The sequence below is a fragment of the Gracilibacillus halophilus YIM-C55.5 genome (assembly GCF_000359605.1).
GTDB classification, from domain to species: domain Bacteria; phylum Bacillota; class Bacilli; order Bacillales; family Amphibacillaceae; genus Gracilibacillus; species Gracilibacillus halophilus.
Map to the genome: position 1 here is coordinate 27319 of NZ_APML01000025.1, position 21560 is coordinate 48878.

Sequence of the window (21560 nt, forward strand, 5' to 3'; positions counted from 1 at the left end):
TGATGTGTTAGCGGTGCAAATGGAACCAGTCAAACAGAAAGAAAAAGTCTGTATACTAGCATCACCAGAAACACATGTCATTGCAGAACAATACCGTACGCAACTAGAAGGAAAAACGGTTGATATTCAGTATCAGTTGGCAGAGAATCATTCCTTTGATCGCGTCTATAAAATACAAACCGTCAACAATGAATACAAGGTGGTTGAACAATGAAGCCAGTAATTGCACTTACAAAAGGACGATTAGAGAAGCAATTTTTAAACTTTTTCGAAACACTTGATTATGAAACCGAACCGTTAGTTAATAAAGGGAGAAAACTTCAAGTAGAAACTGAGCAATTTTCTTTCTTTTTTGCGAAAGGACCAGATGTGACGACATATGTAGAAAACGGTATAGCCGATTTAGGTGTTGTTGGTGGCGATATTTTACTCGAACATGAACCGGATGTATTTAATTTATTTCCGTTACCGTTTGGGAAATGTCGAATGGCGTTAGCGACCAAAGCTGGTTATGAATGGCCTGATCATAAGAAACGGATTGCAAGTACTTTTACCAATATAACGAATGAGTATTATCGTGAGAAAGGCGAATCTGTAGATATTATTAAATTAGAGGGCTCCGTTGAATTAGCGCCTATTTTAGGGCTAGCTGATGGGATCGTTGATATCGTGGAAACGGGAACCACATTGAAAGAAAATGGTTTAGTTGTACAGGATGAATTTTTATCATTTAGTGCCCGTTTAATTGCCAATCGGTCGAATTTAAAAATAAAACGTAACCAACTCGTTCCTGTCATTGAATCATTTAAGAAAGGAGCCAATCAAGCATGATACCTCGATTAGATAAGGATACATTTTTTGATAAGATCTCACGTAAAAAAACGAAAAGTAAAGAGAAGCAACAGTATTTACAAGCGGCAGCTAGTATCATTGATGATATACAAGAAAACGGTGATCAAGCCGTTCATAAATATATTGAAAAATTTGATGGGAAGGTACCCGAATCACTACTCGTTACAGAAGAAGACCGAAAGAACGCGTGGAATCAAGTGGATGATCAAATCATTGAATCATTACAGAAAGCAGCAGAAAACATTCGTTCCTTTCATGAAAAACAGCTTCAAAATTCGCGCATGATGCAAACTGACAATGATATCATTTCTGGTCAGTTATATCGCTCGATCGAACGTGTAGGTATTTATGTGCCAGGTGGGACCGCGGTGTATCCTTCATCGGTACTAATGAATGCCATTCCTGCATCATTAGCAGGTGTTGATGAAATTATCATGGCTACACCCGTTCGTAATGGGGAAGAAATTGCGCCGATCTTAATTGTGGCAGCAGATATTAGCGGCGTTACAACAATGTATCGATTTGGTGGCGTTCAAGCGATTGCTTCGCTCGCCTATGGTACAGAAACGATCGAGGCGGTAGATAAAATTGTTGGACCAGGAAATGCTTATGTAGCGGCGGCGAAACAGTTAGTTTTTGGTGATGTCGGCATTGATATGATCGCAGGCCCAAGTGAAGTAGCGATTGTGGCCGATGAAACAGCTGATCCGACATTTGTCGCTGCTGACTTAATTGCACAAGCGGAGCATGATGTGAATTCACCTGCTTATTTTATCACAACATCTGAACGTTTACTGACAAAAGTCCAAGAGGAATTATCATCACAGTGCCAGCAATTACCTAGAGAAGCAATTGCGACAAGAGCATTGACCGATAAAAGTGCAGCCCTCGTTGTTGATACAATTGACGAAGGGTTCGAAGTTGCAAATCAGTTGGCACCAGAACACTTAGAGATTCAAGTTTCTGAACCATTTGCTCGATTAAGTCAAGTGAGACATGCAGGGTCTGTATTTGTAGGAAGTTATACACCCGAAGCGCTGGGAGACTATTATGCAGGACCAAATCATGTATTACCGACATCTGGAACTGCACGATTTTCGTCAGGACTGTCTGTTGATGATTTTATGAAGAAAACCACTTTCTTATATTATTCCGAAAGTGCCTTAGAGGAAGCAAGTAACCATGTGATGACAATTGCGAATGAAGAACACCTTGAGGGACATGGAATTGCTGTTAAGAAACGTTTGGAGGCGAAAAGAAATGAGAAAAGCAAGTAAATCAAGAGAGACATTTGAAACGAAGATTGACGTATCCGTCGACTTAGATCGTGCAAATGATGTATCGATTGAAACTGGGGTAGGTTTTTTTGATCATATGCTTGAATTGTTTGCTCGCCACGGTCGGATTGGTATGGATGTGAAAGCCCATGGTGATTTACACGTTGATAGTCATCATACGGTGGAAGACGTCGGCATTGTCTTAGGCCAACTACTTAAAGAAGCATTAGGAGATAAAAAACAAATCAACCGATATGGTCACGCTTATGTACCGATGGATGAGACACTTGGTTTTGTTTCATTAGATATTAGTGGTCGTCCGTATCTTGTATTTCACGCCAGTTTTGATAATCCGAAACTAGGCAACTTCGATACTGAACTCGTGCAAGAATTCTTACAAGCCTTTGCGTTCCAAGCGGGTATTACATTACATGTCAATGTTTTATACGGACAGAATACCCATCATAAAATTGAATCGATATTTAAGGCACTCGGGCAATCACTTGGTCAAGCCATTCGGATAAATCCAGAAATCACTGGGGTGAACTCAACAAAGGGGTTGATCGAATGATAGCGATCGTTGATTATGGTATGGGAAATGTAGCGAGTGTAAAAACAGCTTTTCAAAACTTAGGGTATCAAGTGACAATTACGGATGATATAGAAGAATTACAGCACGCCAGTCACATTATTTTACCTGGTGTTGGTTCTTTTAAAGCAGCTGTAGAAGAAATTCGCCAACGTCAACTCCTTGAAGCCTTACAACAATTGGCTACAGAAAAACCGTTTCTAGGAATTTGTTTAGGTATGCAGTTATTATTTGAAAGAGGGTATGAGAATGGCGAATCAGATGGTTTAGCGATTATTCCAGGTACAGTCGAGCAAATAGAAACAGATTACTTACTTCCGCATATTGGTTGGAATCAACTGCAAGTAGCGCTTGATGACGATGAATGGAACCAATTTGAAGGCAATCACGTTTATTTTGTTCACACGTATCAAGCGGTGTCTGAATCCAAGTATTTGGTGGCGACAACAGACTACGGCACAACAATACCTGCGATTGTTCAAAAGGGAAACGTATACGGGATGCAGTTTCACCCGGAAAAAAGTAGTGAAGTCGGTGTACAATTGTTAAAAAAATTTATGGAATTAACGACATAATGGAGGCGTGAAAATGAAAATTTTACCTGCCATTGATTTAATTGATGGAAAATGTGTTCGCTTATATCAAGGTGATTTTTCGAAAACGGAACAAGTAGGTAGTGATCCGGAATCTCAAATTCAAACATTTCTTGATGATGGAGCAGAAATTGTTCATATTGTTGACTTAGATGGCGCTAGAAATGGCGAAGCTAGACAGTATGAATTGATTAAACAACTTTGCTCGATTGCAACCGTTCCTGTCCAAGTTGGCGGTGGGATTCGAAATATCGAAGCGGTAGAGAATCTAGTGAACGCTGGAGCCGATCGATTAGTTATAGGTACTGCAGCTTTAGAGGATGAAACGTTTTTAAGAGAAGCGTTAGATCGTTTTCAAGAACATATTGTTGTTGGCATTGATGCGAAAAATGAAATGGTAGCGACGCAAGGTTGGGAAACTGTATCTAAGACACACTATATTACCTTTGCCAAACAAATGGAAGCATTAGGGGTGCAAACGATTGTGTTCACGGATATTTCACGTGATGGTACGCTAACCGGTCCCAACCTTGACCAATTGAAAAGTTTGAACGAGGCTGTGAGCTGTAAAATCGTTGCTTCAGGTGGCATTAGTAGTAATGAAGATATTCGTGCTTTAGATGAGATTGGCATTGAAGAAGCCATTGTCGGGAAAGCAATCTATGATGGCAGCGTATCATTAAAGGAGATGACGTCGTGATAGCGAAACGAATTATACCTTGCCTTGATGTAAAAGAAGGGAAGGTTGTAAAAGGAACGAATTTTGTTGGTCTGCGCGAACTTGGCGATCCTGTTGAAATGGCAGCGAGATATTCTGAGGCAGGAGCGGATGAAATTATCTTTTTGGACATATCGGCTACAAACGAAGGTCGTCAAACGATGGTTGATATCGTCCGTGAAACAGCGACGAATGTATTCGTGCCGTTTACAGTTGGTGGTGGTGTACGATCAATCGATGATGTCAATCGTTTATTGAAAGCTGGGGCTGATAAGGTAGGTATGAATTCAGCAGCTGTGAAAAATCCGGAGCTCATTACAGAGTCCTCGGAACGATTTGGAGCCCAATGTACAGTCGTAGCAATTGATGCCAAGCGTGTCGGTGATAAATGGCATGTAATGACACATGGTGGAAGTAAAGATACAGGTATTGATGCCCTGGAGTGGGCCAAAGAAGCAGAAGCTCGAGGTGCTGGCGAACTGTTACTAACAAGTGTGGATACTGATGGGGTGAAAGATGGCTTTGATCTTTCATTAACAGAAGCAGTTGTTCGTGCTGTGCGTATCCCAGTGATTGCTTCTGGTGGTGTTGGTCAACCAGAACACTTTCCTGAAGTATTTAATCAAACCGATGTTTCAGCTGGACTTGCTGCATCGATTTTTCATGAAAATACATTTACGATGAAACAAGTGAAAGATTCTTGCATACAACAAGGAGTGAATGTACGTGAAGCCTAATTTTTCAAAAGGATTAATTCCAGCAATCGTAACAGATTACCAAACAAAAGATGTATTAATGCTCGCTTACATGAATGAAACAGCATATGAGAAAACGTTAGTAACGAATGAAACATGGTTTTACTCACGCTCACGTGATGAATTATGGCATAAAGGTGCTACTTCCGGAAATACACAAGAAGTGATATCAATGGATCTCGATTGCGATCAAGATACTTTGTTAATTCAAGTTGTTCCTAACGGCCCTGCTTGTCATACGGGAGAGACTTCTTGCTTCTTCCATCCGGTAAAAGAAGCTGATGAAAATGATCATTCAGCGATCATTGAAGAGGTTATGCAAGAAGTGAAGGAACGGAAAGAGCATCGTGTTGATAACTCTTATACAAATTATTTGTATGACAAAGGTATCGATAAGATCGGTAAAAAAGTGATTGAAGAAGCTGGAGAAGTCGTTATCGCAGCTAAAAATCAAGACAAAGACGAAATAACAAATGAGGTTAGTGATCTACTCTATCACGCCTTCGTTCTCATGGCTGATCAGGATGTGTCTCTAGAAGATGTAAAGCGTGAATTAGCCAACCGTTTTGCCAAGAAAGGAAACAGCAAAGGAGATCGCCCCGAAATTAATAAATGGTAACTCAAAGGAGAGGTTGTCTGATGTTCTTGTAAAAAGATACGAAAGGCAACCTTTTTTATGTTAGAAAATGAAACGTAATTTCTTCTAGCGCGTAAACATAATATGAGAAGTTGGTAGGAGGTGTTTCTATGACTACGCTATTAGTTCTTTTTATTTTAGGGTTTATTGGTTTATGTTTGCGCTATTTGCTTAAGGGAGAATTTGAAATCGATCAGCTGTTCATTCTTTTTCTATTTCCTATGGCTAGTATTGGGATCGTTTATGTACAAAAATGGCAATACAATAAAGATCGTGATTATGCACCAGATCAATATTATACTGATTATGTAACAAGATTAGGGGATCGTATTTCAAGAACAAAAAAACAAGTATATTATAACGGCGAGCGAATTGGCTTTTATTATCGATTCTATCAAGCTCGTTGGCAGCGATTTATCGCAGATATGATGGGTAAATCTGGCCAATGGTATTTAAATCTAACTTTTTCTTTTGTCAATGATGAACAAATTGAAATAAAAGGAGTAAAGCAAAACAACATATTTAAACATAACCAGTGGGACATATACACTAGCGATGTGAAAGCAGGAGAAATACATACCGATTATTCTGTAAAAAATGCAACGAAATTAAAAGAAAGCATGCTTGTAGAATATAACGGTAGACAATACTATTATACATCATTTGGAATTGGTTCAAAAACAGAGGTATATGAAGGAGATACTTGTATAGCTAAGGGTAAACGGTTAGGTGATTCTGTCTATCATTTTCATCCGACATATGAAACGATCGAAAATGAAAAACTATTATTTGTTGCCTTTATCGTCTTTAACTATGAATTTCATCAGTAATAGTATTTTATAGCGGATATGATGATTACGTATTAACTCTAATTTATAAAATGATTCTTAACGCAGGAAAACGTAAAAAAATCTGAATCTGCTTAAGTATCATAGTAGCATTTTATCGATTTTAGGTAGGAGCATCTTTTTGTGAAGTATAACAGGAATGCCTGGAAAAATTAGAACAACACTAGAAAAAATAGGAAAATGCAAAACCAATAAAGACGAATTGAAATGATATTGCACGGTCATAAATGTAATGAATCGGTACTCTGCGATCCATTAACATATGCATCCAGACCGATTCATACATATAAAAGCTTAATTGTTGGTATCTTCAGAAGAGTTCAACTATCTATAAAACGTCTTAGTATTTCCAATAGTTTTCGATAAATTTGTCTCTACCTGACTTTTCTCGATCTAGCTTGTATTCCTCTTGATTTTTTTGATAGAAATCTTGATGGTAGTCTTCAGCTGGATAGAAAGTACTTGCAGGTAGTATTTCTGTCACGATTGTTTTTTGAAAACGTTTGGAGTTTTCTAGCGCACTTTTAGAATCTCGAGCGAATTGTTTCTGTTCTTCTGTATGGTAAAAAATCGCGGTACGGTATTGTGGACCTCTGTCATGAAATTGACCACCGTCATCAGTTGGATCAATTTGAGGCCAATATAAATCTAAAATTTGTTGGTAATTGATAATGGTTGGATCATATGTAATTTGTACAGCTTCATAGTGCCCGGTTGTACCTGTTTTTACTTGTTCATAAGTAGGATGGGCTATATCACCACCGGTATACCCCGATACGACGCTATGTACACCTTCCCATTGATCAAATGGTTTCACCATACACCAAAAACATCCGCCAGCAAACGTTGCTTTTTCAAATCTTTTCATCTAAAATCTCTCCTCATCATCGTTCACATGATGTATAATATACAACGTTATGATTTTTTTGTAAATGAATAGGTAATATAAGGGATGATTCAAGATGACAAATACAAAACGAGTATTAATTGTCGATGGAATGGCACTGTTATTCCGTGGATTTTTTGCGACGGCGTTTACAGGAAATTTTATGGTGAATAGTAAAGGGATTCCGCGTAATGGTTTATTTGGTTTTTTGAACTATTTTACCAATGCGATTGAAACCTTTACGCCCACTCATGTGATATGTTGTTGGGATATGGGTTCTCAAACATTCCGTAACCAAATGTATCAAGGGTACAAATCGAACCGGAATGCACCACCAGAGGAACTCATACCTCAATTTGATTTAGCCAAAAATATAGTGGAGTCTTTTGATATTCCTAACGTTGGTATGGAAGGATATGAAGCTGACGACTGTATCGGAACATTGGCCAAGCAATTTCACCATGATTATCATGTGACGATTATGACGGGAGATCAAGATTTATTACAGCTCGTGGATCACCAAATTGATGTAGCCATTATGCGAAAAGGTCAAGGCAATTATGAAGTATTCACTGAAGAAAATTTTCAAGAGAAAAAACAATTATCTCCAAGTCAAATTATTGATATGAAAGGATTAATGGGAGATTCTTCAGATAATTATCCAGGTGTAAAAGGTGTAGGTGAGAAAACTGCATTAAAGTTATTAAAAGAGTATGGCTCCATTCATTCTTTAATTGAGCATAAAGATCAATTAACCAAAGGGATGCAAAAAAAATTAGAGCAATACCAAGATGATTTAGATATCTCACGTAAGCTTGCTGAAATTTACACAAGTGTACCTTTAACCTTTGATATCCAAGAAGCGATTTGGAAAACAAAAATCGAAGTAGTTGATCAATATTTACGAGAGGAACTTGAGTTTCAAAATCCAGAGCGCTGGTTAAGCAAAGTGAGCCAACTCGCTTAACCAACATATCTAGGTCATTCAAGACGCTTCATATAAATTAGGCAATCACTGAAAACTTTGCAAGATGGAGAAAAAATCTTTAATAAATTCGTAGAAGACTTGCTCTGATGGGGCAAGTTTTCTGTTTTTCGGGATAATAATACCGACCGATCGCTTTAATTCTGGATTCTGGATGGCAACTTTTGCACTATAGTATGGATTTAAATCATTAAAAGCACTTTCTGGCAACAACGTAATCCCGATTCCTGCTGCCACTAACCCTTTAATAGCATCTAAATCTTCCCCCTGTGATGTGATGTTTGGTGTAAAACCAGCCTGTTTACATCCATCGATGACTAATTGATGAAGCACAAACCCTTCAGGAAATACCACGAATGATTCGTCATGAATATCTGTCAGATTCACACTGCTTTGTTCAGCTAATGGATGTGAATTCGGTACGAGTGCATAAAAACTTTCCCGAAATAAAACATCGCCAATAATGTCAGGGTGCTCAGTAGGGACAGGACCAAGGAAAGCGACATCAATTTCTCGATTTTCTACTGATTCAATTAAGAAATTATATGATCCTTGACGCAATTGAAAGCCGATTTTCGGATGTCTTTTCTTAAATTCAGATATGACAGTCGGTAATAGATTACTGGCGAGACTGGTCGGAAAACCAATTTTTATCGACCCACGTTCTGGATCAATATATTCATCAATTTGTTTTTTGGCATGGTCAATCGCTTTTAATGCCGTTTTGGTATGAGTAAGAAAAATTCGTCCGATATGAGTTAATCGCACATTTCTTCCTTCTCTTTCGAATAATTCTACTCCAAGTTCTGCTTCTAAATTCGCAATTTGTCTACTGATCGCGGATTGTGCTACATGCAATTCATTAGCGGCATCAGAGACATGTTCGCGACTGGCTACTTCTACAAAGTAGCGTAACTGACGTAGTTCCAAAGGCTTCACCTCAAATATATATCAAAATGAGAACATTATGATATTTATTATATATTGTTTCGATAAATAAGAACAATTACAATAGAAATAGACACCGTAACTGATCATAAAAGTTTTTTGGAATGGGGGCGACAAATATGACGTATCACGATTTGCCACATGCTCAAGGGTTATACCATCCCGATTTTGAACATGACGCTTGTGGTATTGGCTTATACGCACATATAAAGGGAAAACAGACACATGATATCGTACAAAAAGGGCTAAATATGCTTTGTAAATTAGAGCACCGTGGTGGGCAGGGCAGTGACCCACTCACGGGTGATGGTTCGGGATTAATGGTACAAATCCCTGATAAATATTTTAGAAGAGAATGTAAAGACTTTCAACTACCAGCTTCAGGTGAATATGGAGTTGGGATGCTTTTCTTATCTAAAGATGAGAACGAACAACAAATGGTAGAAGATAAGATCAATCAATTAATTGAATTAGAAGGGCAGCAATTAATTGGTTGGCGGGACGTACCGACTGATGAATCGAAAATTGGCGAGACCGCCAAAGAAACTGTACCGAGTGTACGACAAGTGTTTATTCGTGCCAATGAATCTTTAGATGATTTGGCATTTGAACGAAAACTATTTGTCATTCGTAAGCAAGCGGAAAAATGGGCTGAAGATCAAGGGATTCGATTCTATTTTCCAAGCTTATCGAATAAAACGATCGTTTATAAAGGATTACTAACGCCTGATCAAGTCGATGAGTTTTATTTAGATTTGCAGGATGAAGATTTTGTGTCTGCATTTTCACTTGTACATTCCCGCTTTAGTACAAATACGTTTCCTACATGGGAAAGAGCCCATCCGAATCGATATTTAATTCATAATGGTGAAATTAATACGATGCGCGGTAATGTGAACTGGATGCGCGCAAGAGAACAACAATTTGTCTCAGAAGCATTTGGTGATGATTTAGAAAAAGTATTGCCAATCGTCAATGCAAATGGCAGTGATTCGGCAACGTTGGATAACGCGCTTGAATTTTTCACACTAGCAGGTAGAAAACCAGCACATGCTGCAATGATGCTAATTCCAGAACCTTGGCAAAACAATCCGCATATGGATCCAAATAAACGCGCGTTTTATGAATATCATAGTACGTTAATGGAGCCGTGGGATGGACCTACATCGATCACATTTACAAATGGTAAGCAAATAGGAGCTATATTAGATCGTAACGGTCTACGTCCAGCTCGTTATTATGTCACAAAAGATGACTATATCATTTACTCTTCTGAAGTTGGTGTCATTGATTATGAAGAAGAAAATGTCCTGTTAAAAGAACGTTTGAGCCCAGGGAAAATGCTATTGGTTGATATGGAAGAAGGACGGATCATATCTGATCAAGAGATTAAGGAAGAGATTAGTAATGCTCAACCATACGACCAATGGTTAGACGAACAAATCGTCACTCTTGATCCTGAAGGAAATAGCGATCAAGATGATTTCATTGATCCACAGCTTATACAGAAACAACGAGCATTTGGTTACACAACCGAAGATATCGAGAAATATTTAATTCCACTAGTAACAGGTGGTAAAGATCCAATTGGTGCGATGGGAAATGACACACCGATCGCCGTATTGTCAGAAAGACCGCAGTCGTTATTTAATTATTTCAAACAATTGTTTGCTCAAGTTACCAATCCGCCCATTGATGCGTATCGTGAACAATTAGTCACTTCAACTTTAACTTGGTTAGGAACAGAAGGCGATTTATTACACCCAGAGAACACGAGTGCCAAACGGATTCGTCTTGATTCGCCGATGTTATCAAACAAACAAATGGATCGAATCGTTAAACATGAAGTGGATGGTTTTTCAACAAAGGTATTAGATACGACGTTTAACGGTGATTTAGAACAATCATTGGATCAACTTTTTACCGATGCAAAAGTTGCGATTGAATCCGGTCATAATATTCTCGTTCTTTCTGATCAATCGATGGATGCAACGAACGCGGCCATGCCGATACTGTTAGCTGTCAGTGGGTTGCACCAGTATCTTGTCCGTGAAGGCATTCGTACAAAAGCAAGTATCATTGCACAAACGGGTGAAGCACGTGAAGTTCACCATTTTGCGGCAATGCTCGGTTATGGTGTTGATGCGATTCATCCGTATCTCGTTTATCAAACGTTACACTCTCAAATCGTAGCAGGTAACTTGGACTTATCTTTCAAAGAAGCAGAGCAAACATTTTTATCTGTTGCAACGGAAGGCATTATCAAAGTGATGTCGAAAATGGGCATCTCTACCGTTCAAAGCTATCGTGGTGCACAAATTTTTGAAGCGATTGGAATTAGTAAGAAAGTGATGGAAACATACTTTACTGGCACAGCTTCACAAATTGATGGGATTGATTTAGCGGTTATCCAGGAAGAAACAGAGAAACGACACAAAGATGGTTATACAAAGGCCATTGAGCAGTCGTTAGAACCAGGCAGTGATTTTCAATGGAGAAAAACAGGCGAGCACCATGCCTTTAACCCGACAACGATTCATAAATTGCAATGGCTTGTCGCCGTGGTGATTATAGCTTATTTAAAGAATTTTCAGACGCTGCGAATGAAGAACGAATCGGTTTCCTCAGAAACTTATTTAACTTTAAAGAAACAAATAGTATTCCACTTGAAGAAGTAGAACCTGTCGAATCGATCGTGAAACGATTCAAGACAGGAGCTATGTCATTTGGTTCCATTAGCGAAGAAGCACATGAAGCGCTAGCGATAGCCATGAACCGATTAGGTGGTAAAAGTAACAGTGGCGAAGGCGGAGAGAATCCTAAGCGCTATACAGTTGATGAAAATGGGGACTTACGTTCTAGTGCGATTAAACAAATGGCATCTGGACGTTTTGGAGCCAAAAGTCATTATTTAGTCAATGCAAAAGAATTACAAATTAAAATGGCACAAGGTGCTAAACCAGGTGAAGGTGGCCAATTACCAGCGAAAAAAGTGTACCCGTGGGTGGCTGATGTTCGTGGATCTACACCTGGTGTGGATTTAATTTCACCACCGCCACATCATGATATTTACTCGATTGAAGACTTGGCACAACTCATCCATGACTTAAAGAATGCCAATCGTGATGCGAGAGTAACCGTGAAGTTAGTAGCGAAATCAGGCGTCGGTACGATTGCAGCTGGTGTGGCCAAAGGAAATGCAGATGTAATTTCGGTTGTCGGCTATGATGGTGGAACTGGTGCTTCTCCAAAGACAAGTATTAAACACGCTGGTCTACCATGGGAACTTGGACTCTCAGAAGCTCATCAAACATTAATGATGAATGGGTTAAGAGATCGAGTCATTCTTGAAACCGACGGAAAATTAATGACGGGTAAAGATGTGGTCATGGCAGCATTACTAGGTGCTGAAGAATATGGATTTGCAACAGCGCCATTAGTCGTTATTGGCTGTGTGATGATGCGTGTATGCCATATGGATACTTGTCCTGTTGGTGTAGCGACACAAAACCCTGAACTGCGCAAGAAATTTACAGGTGACCCAGATCATGTTGTGAATTATATGAAATTTATTGCAGAAGAAGTACGGGAAATCATGGCTGAATTAGGATTCCGTACGATGGATGAAATGGTAGGAAGAACGGATGTCCTTCAAGTATCAGACCGTGCGCACAGTCATTGGAAGGCAAAACATTTAGATGTAAGCACCTTACTCTATCAACCTGAAGGCACACGTATTCATAGAGTCGAGCAAGATCATCAATTAGATCGATCACTTGACATGAAACAGATCTTACCAAAAGTAGAACATGCGATAAAACACGGAGAACAGATAGAAGCTTCCTTTGCGATTAAAAATACTGATCGTGTCACTGGTACGATTGTGGGAAGTGAAATATCCAAGCTATATGGGGAAAAAGGATTACCAGAAGATACGGTAAAACTTAACTTTACCGGTTCAGCCGGACAAAGCTTTGGTGCATTTATTCCTTCTGGTATGACGATGAAGGTCACCGGGGATGCCAACGATTATGTCGGAAAAGGATTATCTGGCGGTAAACTAATTGTTCGTGCCCCTAAAGAGACTACGATTGATCCAGGTAATAACGTAATAGCAGGAAATGTATCATTTTATGGTGCATCGAGTGGTGAAGCGTATATTCATGGTTATGCTGGAGAGCGTTTTGCGGTTAGAAATAGTGGTGCAAATATCGTAGTTGAAGGTGTAGGAGATCACGGTTGTGAGTATATGACAGGTGGACGTGTTGTGATCTTAGGTAATGTCGGTAAAAACTTCGCAGCAGGAATGTCAGGCGGAATCGCTTATGTAAAACCTGATGATATCGAAACGTTTAAAAAGCGGTGTAATACAGAATTAATTCAATTCGAGAACATCACAGATCAAGAAGAAATTGAAGAGTTAAAACAGATCATTGCCAACCATTATTACTATACAAATAGTGAGAAGGCAGCTTTAACATTACAAAACTGGAATGACGAAATCGAAAGAATCGTGAAAGTTATCCCGACGGACTATAAACGAATGGTCGAACAAATTAAGTATTATGAGAATCAAGGATTATCGACAGATGATGCAAGATACGAAGCGTTTATGGCCAAAAAAGAAGATAAAATGACGGTGACGACAGATCAACAGGAAACACTAATCAAATAGAAAGGAGACAGGTATATGGGGAAAGCAACTGGTTTTATGGAAATTGAGCGAGAAGAATCGATAAAACGTGATCCGGTGCAACGGCTAAATGATTGGAAAGAATATTCTGTTCCTTTCTCGGATGAACAAATGACGCGACAGGGAGCACGTTGCATGGATTGCGGGACACCATTCTGTCATATCGGAATGGATATTGATGGGGCAACATCAGGTTGTCCTGTCTATAACTTAATTCCTGAATGGAACGATTTAGTCTATAAAGGAAAATGGAAAGAAGCGTTAGATCGTTTAATGCAAACGAACAATTTTCCTGAGTTCACAGGAAGAGTTTGTCCAGCGCCATGTGAGGGCTCATGTACGGTAGCTATCAATGATCCAGCAGTTGCCATTAAAAATATTGAACAAGCGATAATTGATAAAGGGTTTGAAAACGGATGGATTACGCCTCGAATCCCAGAGCATCGTACAGGAAAGACTGTTGCTATTATTGGCTCTGGACCAGCTGGATTAGCAGCGGCTGATCAATTAAATCAAGCAGGACACAGCGTTACAGTATATGAAAGGTCAGATCGTGCGGGTGGACTTTTAACTTATGGTATTCCGAACATGAAGTTAGATAAAGAAGTGGTCGAGCGCCGTGTACAATTATTACGTGATGAAGGAATTGAATTTGTCTTAAATACAGAAGTGGGTAAGGATATATCCGCTGAAGATATTAAAAGCGAATATGATTCGGTCATTTTATGCACCGGTTCACAAAAACATCGTGACTTACCACTTGAAGGTAGAGAATCCAAAGGTGTTCGGTATGCAATGGACTATTTAACGACGTCTACTGCATCGTTATTAAACGAAGACGTAGCACCAGAAGAAGAATTAGATGCAAAAGGCAAAGATGTGATTGTCATCGGAGGTGGTGATACAGGAGCAGATTGTATCGCTACAGCACTTCGTCAAGGAGCAAGAAGTATTTATCAATTTGGTAAACACCCACAATTACCAATTGCTAGAACAGAAGACAATTTGTGGCCAGCATTTCCACAAGTATTTAGCTTAGAATACTCACATAAAGAAGCGAAAGAAAAATTTGGTGAAGATATTCGTCAGTATTCCATTCAAACGAAGAAGTTTGTCGCTGATGAACAAGGTAAATTAAAAGAGTTGCATACGGTTGAAATGGAAAAAACACGCGACGAAAACGGGATGTTTGTTTATCAAGAGATTCCTGGAACAGAAAAAGTCTGGCCAGCTCAACTCGTGCTTATTGCTATTGGTTTTGAAGGGGCAGAACAGCCTGTATTACAAGCATTTGGAGTAGATGTTGAACGTAATAAGGTAAATGCAGCTTATAATGATTTCCAAACAAATATTGATCACGTATTTGCTGCAGGAGATGCAAGAAGAGGTCAAAGCTTGATTGTTTGGGCCATAAATGAAGGTCGTGAAGTAGCTTATCAAGTAGATCAATATTTAATGGGAGAAACTGCTCTTCCAACTGTCGCGAATATGTAAGGATGAAAACCTGCGATTATGGGTGACCCCATATTTGCAGGTTTTCTACGTGTGCTGGATGATTGGAAATTGCAACGGTTTGTATTTCATTAAATCCCATGAGGTCACAATGGCGACCGGTAATTGATGAGCAACGCCACCTTCTGTAATAATAATGGCCTCTAATTTTCGTTGGTGTTTTAAATAAGCATCAAAAGTCATTTGAATATCAAAAATATTGGCCGATTGAGCTAAAAAGCTCACATGGTTATTTTCTTCAAATGATAACACATCTTTTGCAGTCGTCTGTTCAATCGTTACATCTTGTGAATGCGCGGAAAGCCATTGCGTAATACCGGATTCCGTTAACAATCCAGTAAACTGTTGGTTTTGATAAATCGGGTACTGCGAGAATCCACGTTCTTGAATGGTTTGAAGAATTTTTCGTAATGGAGTGTCGCTATAAAAAAACTCAACTGGTTGCGATGCTATTGTTGTGACAGCAGGTGGTTGCTCTAATTGTTTGGATAGTCTTTCGATTTCATCAACGACATCTTCATGTGGTTCTGCTATATAAAAATCATGATCAATTTTACGATGTACCATGGCATTTCTTAATTTGGTACATTGCTTCAATAAATCGAAATGCACGTCAATCACTTGATGTTTTGTCCTTGCTTTTTGTAATACTTCGGTAAATGAGACGTGTTGATTATGCTCTTGTGCATATGAACATAGCTGATCATGAATGCGATTAAAAGCCGCCTCAAACCTTTCTGAGAGTTGATGTCGATTTTGATTTGATTCCAACATATCTCACCTAATTTCGTGATACTGAATCGTTTCTTTATGATAATGAAATAGTTTGTTGCTTATTTTAAACGACTTTGTCGGGAATAAACAGATTTGTTTGAAAATTTTCAGCGAAAAGGTTGTGTTTTTAGACAAAATAGTAATAAAATATTACATACAGGATGAAAAGCGCAAAATGAAAGAAATAGAGTAAGGAGTCAGTAGTTATGTCGCAATATACAATTACCGTAATCAAAAGTGAAGAAGAAAAGCCAAAACCAGCATCCGATGACTTATCATTTGGACGTTATTTCACTGATCATATGTTCATACAAGATTATAGTGAAGACAAAGGCTGGCACAATCCACGCATTGTCCCATATCAACCGATGATGTTAGATCCAGCATCAATGGTATTTCACTATGGTCAAACCGTTTTTGAAGGATTAAAGGCTTATCGTACCGAAGACGGGCATATCCAATTATTTCGGCCGAATAAAAATATGGAACGACTAAATCGTTCGAATGACCGTTTATGTATCCCATCGATTGATGAAGAGTTCGGGATTGATGCGATCAAGCATCTCGTACATGTTGACCATGAGTGGGTGCCGGATGCTCCAGGCACTTCTTTATATATTCGTCCGTTTATTATATCAACAGAAGCTTATCTAGGTGTTCGCCCATCAACGACGTATCAATTTATTGTTATATTATCTCCTGTTGGTGCATATTATGACGCAGGTATTGATCCTGTCAAAATTGCTGTTGAGGATGAATATGTCCGTGCTGTTCGTGGAGGCACAGGTGAAGCAAAAACAGCCGGTAACTATGCTTCCAGTTTAAAAGCACAAGAATTAGTCGCTGAAAAAGGCTATGCCCAAGTGTTATGGCTTGATGGTGTAGAGAAGAAATATATTGAAGAAGTAGGCAGTATGAACGTATTCTTCAAGGTAAATGGAGAAGTCATTACACCAGCATTAAATGGTAGCATTCTTCAAGGCGTGACAAGAGATTCTGTCATTCAATTGTTAAAGCATTGGGATATACCAGTAACAGAACGTCGAATTAGCATGGAAGAAATTTATCAATATCACCAAAATGGAGAGTTGGAAGAAGCTTTTGGTGCAGGAACGGCTGCTGTCATTTCACCAATTGGCGAACTCGCTTGGAAAGGTGAACAAATGGAAATTAACCAAGGTGAAACAGGTGAAATTTCTCGTCGCTTATATGACACGATTACTGGCATTCAATACGGAGTTGAAAAAGATCCGTTTCATTGGGTGGTTCGCGTCAAGTAATTGCTTGAGGTTTTGTTAGGTATTAGCTATAATAGTATTAGAATAAAATGATCGGCTACAATCAGAGTCAATAGTCGGAATGAAGGATCAAGAGAGCGGAATTCACTGGCTGAGAAATTCCGTATCCCACTCATCTGATGAACCTACTCTGGGAGCTATTAAGGACTGAACTTAATCGTACCTCTGCGTTAAAGAGGAAAGTGGATAATCACGGGATTATCAACAAAGGTGGTACCGCGGAGAACTCTTTTCGTCCTTTTATAAGTGAAGGCGAGAAGAGTTTTTTTACTTATGTTAATTAAATGTATTCATGTTTATGTGATGCAGTCAATTCTGCTCAAACGTTCGCTTGGTGCGGAAATAAAACTCTAAGTTTAAAATCTAGGAAAGACGTGAGACAAATGGCGAAACAACGAGTCGTTGTCAAAATAGGTAGTAGTTCGTTAACAAACAAAAACGGTGGTTTAGATATCAAGAAATTAAACGAGCACACTGCCGCTATTGCAAAATTAAAACAACAAAACTATGAAGTGATTCTGATTTCTTCGGGTGCGGTTAGTGCTGGCTTTCATGATTTAGGTTATCCGAGTAAACCAGTTACCGTGTCAGGCAAACAAGCAGCCGCTGCAGTCGGCCAAGGTTTATTAGTTCAAGCATATAATGACGCTTTTAGAACCTTTGATGAGTTGCCCGCTCAATTATTATTAACCAAAGATGTTTTTAGTAACGAGACACAATATAGTAATGTCTATTCTACGTTAACTGAGCTACTAAAGCGTAATGTCATCCCAATTATTAATGAAAATGACACAGTAGCAATTGATGAATTAACTTTTGGTGATAATGATATGTTATCAGCATTAGTTAGCGGTCTCGTTCATGCTGATTTTTTAATGATGCTAACTGATATTAACGGACTCTATGATAAGAATCCAAACACACATCCTGATGCCATTCGATATGATCGGTTAACTACAATATCTGATAAAATCGTAGCAGACACAAAAGCAGAATCAGGATCAAAAGTTGGAACGGGTGGCATGAAATCGAAAATTTTAGCAGCAAAAACGGCTCTTTCCTTAGGTGTACGCGTGTTTGTCGGTGTTGGTAACGGTGAAGATAAATTGATTGATATTATGGAAAATCGGGGCGATGGCACATATATAGGTGAGCATTTAACGAATAATTTTCGCAAACAGAAGCAATGGATCGCCTTTCATTCGCCAATACAAGGGCGAATTTATGTAGATAAAGGTGCTGTAGAAGCTATACTCCATCAAGGAAAAAGTTTGTTACCAGCGGGGATTCGTTGGATTGATGGAAGTTTTGATGCAGGTGCTGTCGTTGAAATTGTTGATGAAAACACAGTGATAGCCAAAGGCCAAGTTAACTACTCTTCAAGAGATATGAAACAAACGAAAGGTGAATCAAGTCAAGTCGTCATGGAACGAACGATGGTGAATCGACCAGAAGTCGTTCATCGTGATCGTTTAGTATTATCAATGGAGGAGGCTTATCAATATGAGTGATTTATTAAAAAAAGCACAACTTGTCAAAGACACAACCACTTCATTAGCCACTAAAACCACAGAAGAGAAAAATGAAGCGTTACGTTTGCTTTCAGAGGCATTACGCGAACAAAAGTCATTTATAATGACGGAAAATCAAAAGGATATTGAAAAAGGGAGAGCGAATGGACTCCATGAATCGCTTATTGATCGATTGATTTTAAATGAACAACGGATTGAAGGAATGGCTGATGCATTAATTCAATTAACGGATTTATCTGATCCAATTGGTGATATTATCGAATCTTGGGATCGTCCAAATGGCTTGGAGATTCAAAAGGTAAGAGTACCAATTGGCGTTGTTGGTATGATCTATGAAGCAAGACCGAATGTAACGATTGATGCGGCTAGTTTATGTTTAAAAACAGGGAATGCAGTCTTACTACGTGGGAGTTCTTCGGCGATTCATTCGAATACAGCATTAGTTCAAGTTATACATGATGCACTGAAGGAGTCCTCTTTACCAAATGATGCCGTGCAATTAGTCGAAGACACAAGTCGTCAAACGGCCTCTGAAATGTTCCAATTGACGGAGCATTTAGATGTTCTCATTCCCCGTGGCGGGAAAAAACTAATCGATACAGTTGTGTCACAGGCTTCCGTACCAGTATTAGAAACGGGGGCAGGGAATTGTCATGTGTTTATCGATGAATCAGCAAAGAAAGACATGGCGATCGATGTAGCGATTAATGCAAAAACACAACGCCCATCGGTTTGTAATTCAGCTGAAACCATTCTCGTCCAACAAAACTGGGCAGAGAAGCATTTGAGCGAATTAGTCGAAAAATTACAAGCAGCTAAGGTAGAAGTGCATGGCGACTCCTTTACTGTAAATCAAGGAGAAAACGTCATTGAAGCCACTGAAGCAGATTATGAAACTGAATATCTTGATATGACCGTCGCCATAAAAGTTGTTGAAACCGTTCAAGATGCGATTGATCATATCAACCATTATGGTACCAAGCACTCTGAGTCCATTGTTACAGAAACGGACCAACATGTGATTCAATTCATGAATGAAGTTGATGCAGCAGCTGTTTATCACAATGCATCCACTCGGTTTACAGATGGCTTTGAATTTGGCTTCGGTGCGGAAATTGGTATCAGTACGCAGAAATTACATGCTAGAGGACCAATGGGGCTCGAAGCCATCACATCGACAAAATATTTACTATATGGAGAAGGACAAATCAAATAAAATCCTTTTCTGATGAAACAATTCATGTATAATAAACGGTGAGAAAAATTTTAGTAAATAAGGAGTATGCAAAATGGCAAAGACATTAATTTTCGGACACAAAAATCCAGATACGGATACTATTAGTTCTGCGATCGCTTATGCAGAATTGAAGCAGGCATTAGGCGAGGATGTCGAAGCTGTACGATTAGGCGAACCGAATGGGGAAACCAATTATGCACTCGAATATTTTAATAAAAAAGCCCCTCGACAGGTCGATACAGTAGCAAATGAAGTGGAGCAAGTCATTTTAGTCGATCATAATGAACGTCAACAAAGTGTGGAAGACTTAGACGATGTGCAGGTGAAAGAAGTCATTGACCATCACCGCATCGCCAACTTTGAGACGAAAGATCCGTTATATTATCGTGCTGAACCAGTGGGTTGTACAGCAACAATCCTTAATAAGTTATATAAAGAACATAACGTTGAAATCAACAAGGACACAGCTGGATTAATGCTGTCTGCGATCATTTCTGACTCTTTATTATTTAATTCTCCAACATGTACAGACGAAGACGTGCAAGCAGCGAAAGAATTGGCTGAAATCGCAGGTGTTGACAGTGAAACGTACGGTCTGGAAATGTTAAAAGCAGGTGCAGATCTAAGTGATAAATCAGCTGAGGAATTAATTTCACTTGATGCGAAAGAATTTGACATGAATGGAAACAAAGTTGAAGTCGCCCAAGTTAATACGGTTTCTGTTGATGATGTGTTAGCACTACGTGATCAAATTGAGCCAGTGATCGAAAAAAATGTAGCTGATAAAGGCTTAAAACTGTTTGTCTTCTTAATTACCGATATCTTGAAGAACGATTCTGTTGTTCTCGCAGTCGGTGAAGAAACCGAAAAAGTCGCAAAAGCATTTGATGTAACACTTGATAATCAAACAGCTACACTTGAAGGGGTCGTTTCCCGTAAGAAACAAGTGGTTCCGAACTTAACCAATGCTTTTTAATCAAGAAAAATAGCTCAACAAGAGGGTACTAGTCAAAAGAGGATTAGTACCCGATTTATTTATTCTTTTCATAAAATCTCAGCTGTTCTATGAATAGGTTATAAAGAGAAAGTATAGGAGGATTCAAAATGAGTCAAAATGTAGCTTCAAACAACAGTGAAACAAATGGTAAAAGTATTGCTTCGTTGATTCTTGGCATTTTATCTATAATATTTATCATCATACCACTGATCGGTCTCATCCTTGGAATTGTTGGGTTTATTTTAGGTATCGTAGGTTTATCGAATATTAAACGATTCGAGCAAAATGGCAGAAATCTTGCCATATCAGGTGTTATTTGTAGTGGTATTGGCATCATATTACCAATTGTATCTATAATTATAGCCCTTCTAATGTATGGATAGTTGCTTAACTAGGCGTCAGTTTTCTTCTTACAGTGTGATATAGTTT

The 21560-nt window shown here is 38.9% G+C and carries 19 protein-coding genes, 1 pseudogene and 1 other annotated feature; of the genes and pseudogenes, 17 read left to right on the forward strand and 3 right to left on the reverse strand.

The window, feature by feature from the left end; genetic code table 11:
* Positions 1-13 precede the first annotated feature (13 nt).
* The 9 genes from J416_RS16230 (at position 14) to J416_RS07490 (ending at position 6251) form a co-directional block, all read left to right on the forward strand.
* Positions 14-214, forward strand: a complete 201-nt coding sequence (locus tag J416_RS16230; RefSeq protein WP_240407259.1) for a hypothetical protein — start codon at positions 14-16, stop codon at positions 212-214.
* A complete protein-coding gene (hisG, locus tag J416_RS07455) occupies positions 211-831 on the forward strand; it encodes an ATP phosphoribosyltransferase (RefSeq protein WP_003467793.1) in 621 nt (206 codons plus the stop codon). Before J416_RS16230 ends, hisG begins: the two co-directional genes overlap by 4 nt.
* Positions 828-2129 (forward strand): histidinol dehydrogenase, encoded by a 1302-nt coding sequence (gene hisD / locus J416_RS07460; protein WP_003467796.1) that lies wholly within the window; start codon positions 828-830, stop codon positions 2127-2129. The genes hisG and hisD overlap by 4 nt, the downstream gene beginning before the upstream one ends.
* Positions 2113-2700, forward strand: a complete 588-nt coding sequence (gene hisB / locus J416_RS07465; RefSeq protein ID WP_003467799.1) for an imidazoleglycerol-phosphate dehydratase HisB — start codon at positions 2113-2115, stop codon at positions 2698-2700. The genes hisD and hisB overlap by 17 nt, the downstream gene beginning before the upstream one ends.
* Entirely contained in the window at positions 2697-3293 is a 597-nt protein-coding gene (gene hisH / locus J416_RS07470) for an imidazole glycerol phosphate synthase subunit HisH (protein WP_003467801.1), read from the forward strand. The genes hisB and hisH overlap by 4 nt, the downstream gene beginning before the upstream one ends.
* A gap of 13 nt (positions 3294-3306) precedes the next feature.
* Positions 3307-4011: a 1-(5-phosphoribosyl)-5-[(5-phosphoribosylamino)methylideneamino]imidazole-4-carboxamide isomerase gene (hisA, locus tag J416_RS07475; RefSeq protein ID WP_003467802.1), complete on the forward strand. Its 705-nt coding sequence runs from the start codon at positions 3307-3309 to the stop codon at positions 4009-4011.
* Positions 4008-4766, forward strand: a complete 759-nt coding sequence (gene hisF / locus J416_RS07480) for an imidazole glycerol phosphate synthase subunit HisF (protein ID WP_003467803.1) — start codon at positions 4008-4010, stop codon at positions 4764-4766. Before hisA ends, hisF begins: the two co-directional genes overlap by 4 nt.
* The gene (hisIE, locus tag J416_RS07485) at positions 4750-5403 is read left to right on the forward strand and encodes a bifunctional phosphoribosyl-AMP cyclohydrolase/phosphoribosyl-ATP diphosphatase HisIE (RefSeq protein ID WP_205619690.1); all 654 of its coding nucleotides are present in this window, start codon (positions 4750-4752) and stop codon (positions 5401-5403) included. Before hisF ends, hisIE begins: the two co-directional genes overlap by 17 nt.
* Positions 5404-5531: 128 nt before the next feature.
* On the forward strand, positions 5532-6251 hold the full coding sequence (locus J416_RS07490; protein ID WP_003467805.1) for a hypothetical protein: 720 nt from the start codon (positions 5532-5534) through the stop codon (positions 6249-6251).
* 358 nt (positions 6252-6609) lie between these two features.
* On the opposite strand, the gene msrA is transcribed toward J416_RS07490, so the two are convergent.
* Entirely contained in the window at positions 6610-7137 is a 528-nt protein-coding gene (gene msrA, locus J416_RS07495; protein ID WP_003467806.1) for a peptide-methionine (S)-S-oxide reductase MsrA, read from the reverse strand.
* Positions 7138-7231: 94 nt separating this feature from the next.
* Between msrA and J416_RS07500 the strand changes: the two genes are divergently transcribed.
* Positions 7232-8122, forward strand: a complete 891-nt coding sequence (locus tag J416_RS07500; RefSeq protein WP_003467807.1) for a 5'-3' exonuclease — start codon at positions 7232-7234, stop codon at positions 8120-8122.
* Positions 8123-8167: 45 nt separating this feature from the next.
* Here J416_RS07500 and gltC read toward each other — a convergent pair whose 3' ends face one another.
* Positions 8168-9070, reverse strand: a complete 903-nt coding sequence (gltC, locus tag J416_RS07505; RefSeq protein WP_003467808.1) for a glutamate biosynthesis transcriptional regulator GltC — start codon at positions 9068-9070, stop codon at positions 8168-8170.
* Positions 9071-9207: 137 nt separating this feature from the next.
* Between gltC and gltB the strand changes: the two are divergent.
* Positions 9208-13763, forward strand: a pseudogene (gltB, locus tag J416_RS07510) (glutamate synthase large subunit).
* A gap of 15 nt (positions 13764-13778) precedes the next feature.
* Positions 13779-15275, forward strand: a complete 1497-nt coding sequence (gltD, locus tag J416_RS07515) for a glutamate synthase small subunit (RefSeq protein WP_003467809.1) — start codon at positions 13779-13781, stop codon at positions 15273-15275.
* A 45-nt stretch (positions 15276-15320) separates the two neighbouring features.
* Here the strand turns inward: gltD and J416_RS07520 are convergent, their stop codons facing one another.
* A complete protein-coding gene (locus tag J416_RS07520) occupies positions 15321-16064 on the reverse strand; it encodes a CBS domain-containing protein (RefSeq protein WP_003467813.1) in 744 nt (247 codons plus the stop codon).
* A gap of 209 nt (positions 16065-16273) precedes the next feature.
* Here J416_RS07520 and J416_RS07525 point away from each other — a divergent pair, with 209 nt between their 5' ends.
* The 5 genes from J416_RS07525 (at position 16274) to J416_RS07545 (ending at position 21514) form a co-directional block, all read left to right on the forward strand.
* Positions 16274-17347 (forward strand): branched-chain amino acid aminotransferase, encoded by a 1074-nt coding sequence (locus J416_RS07525; RefSeq protein ID WP_003467815.1) that lies wholly within the window; start codon positions 16274-16276, stop codon positions 17345-17347.
* A 48-nt stretch (positions 17348-17395) separates the two neighbouring features.
* Positions 17396-17608: a binding site (T-box leader), on the forward strand.
* Between the two features lie 140 nt (positions 17609-17748).
* Positions 17749-18876, forward strand: coding sequence for a glutamate 5-kinase (proB, locus tag J416_RS07530; protein WP_003467817.1), 1128 nt, complete (start codon positions 17749-17751; stop codon positions 18874-18876).
* On the forward strand, positions 18869-20113 hold the full coding sequence (locus J416_RS07535) for a glutamate-5-semialdehyde dehydrogenase (RefSeq protein WP_003467819.1): 1245 nt from the start codon (positions 18869-18871) through the stop codon (positions 20111-20113). Before proB ends, J416_RS07535 begins: the two co-directional genes overlap by 8 nt.
* Before the next feature lie 73 nt (positions 20114-20186).
* Positions 20187-21110, forward strand: a complete 924-nt coding sequence (locus J416_RS07540; RefSeq protein WP_003467826.1) for a manganese-dependent inorganic pyrophosphatase — start codon at positions 20187-20189, stop codon at positions 21108-21110.
* 128 nt (positions 21111-21238) lie between these two features.
* Complete coding sequence (locus J416_RS07545) at positions 21239-21514, forward strand: DUF4190 domain-containing protein (protein ID WP_003467828.1); 276 nt, start codon at positions 21239-21241, stop codon at positions 21512-21514.
* The last annotated feature ends 46 nt before the right edge of the window (positions 21515-21560 follow it).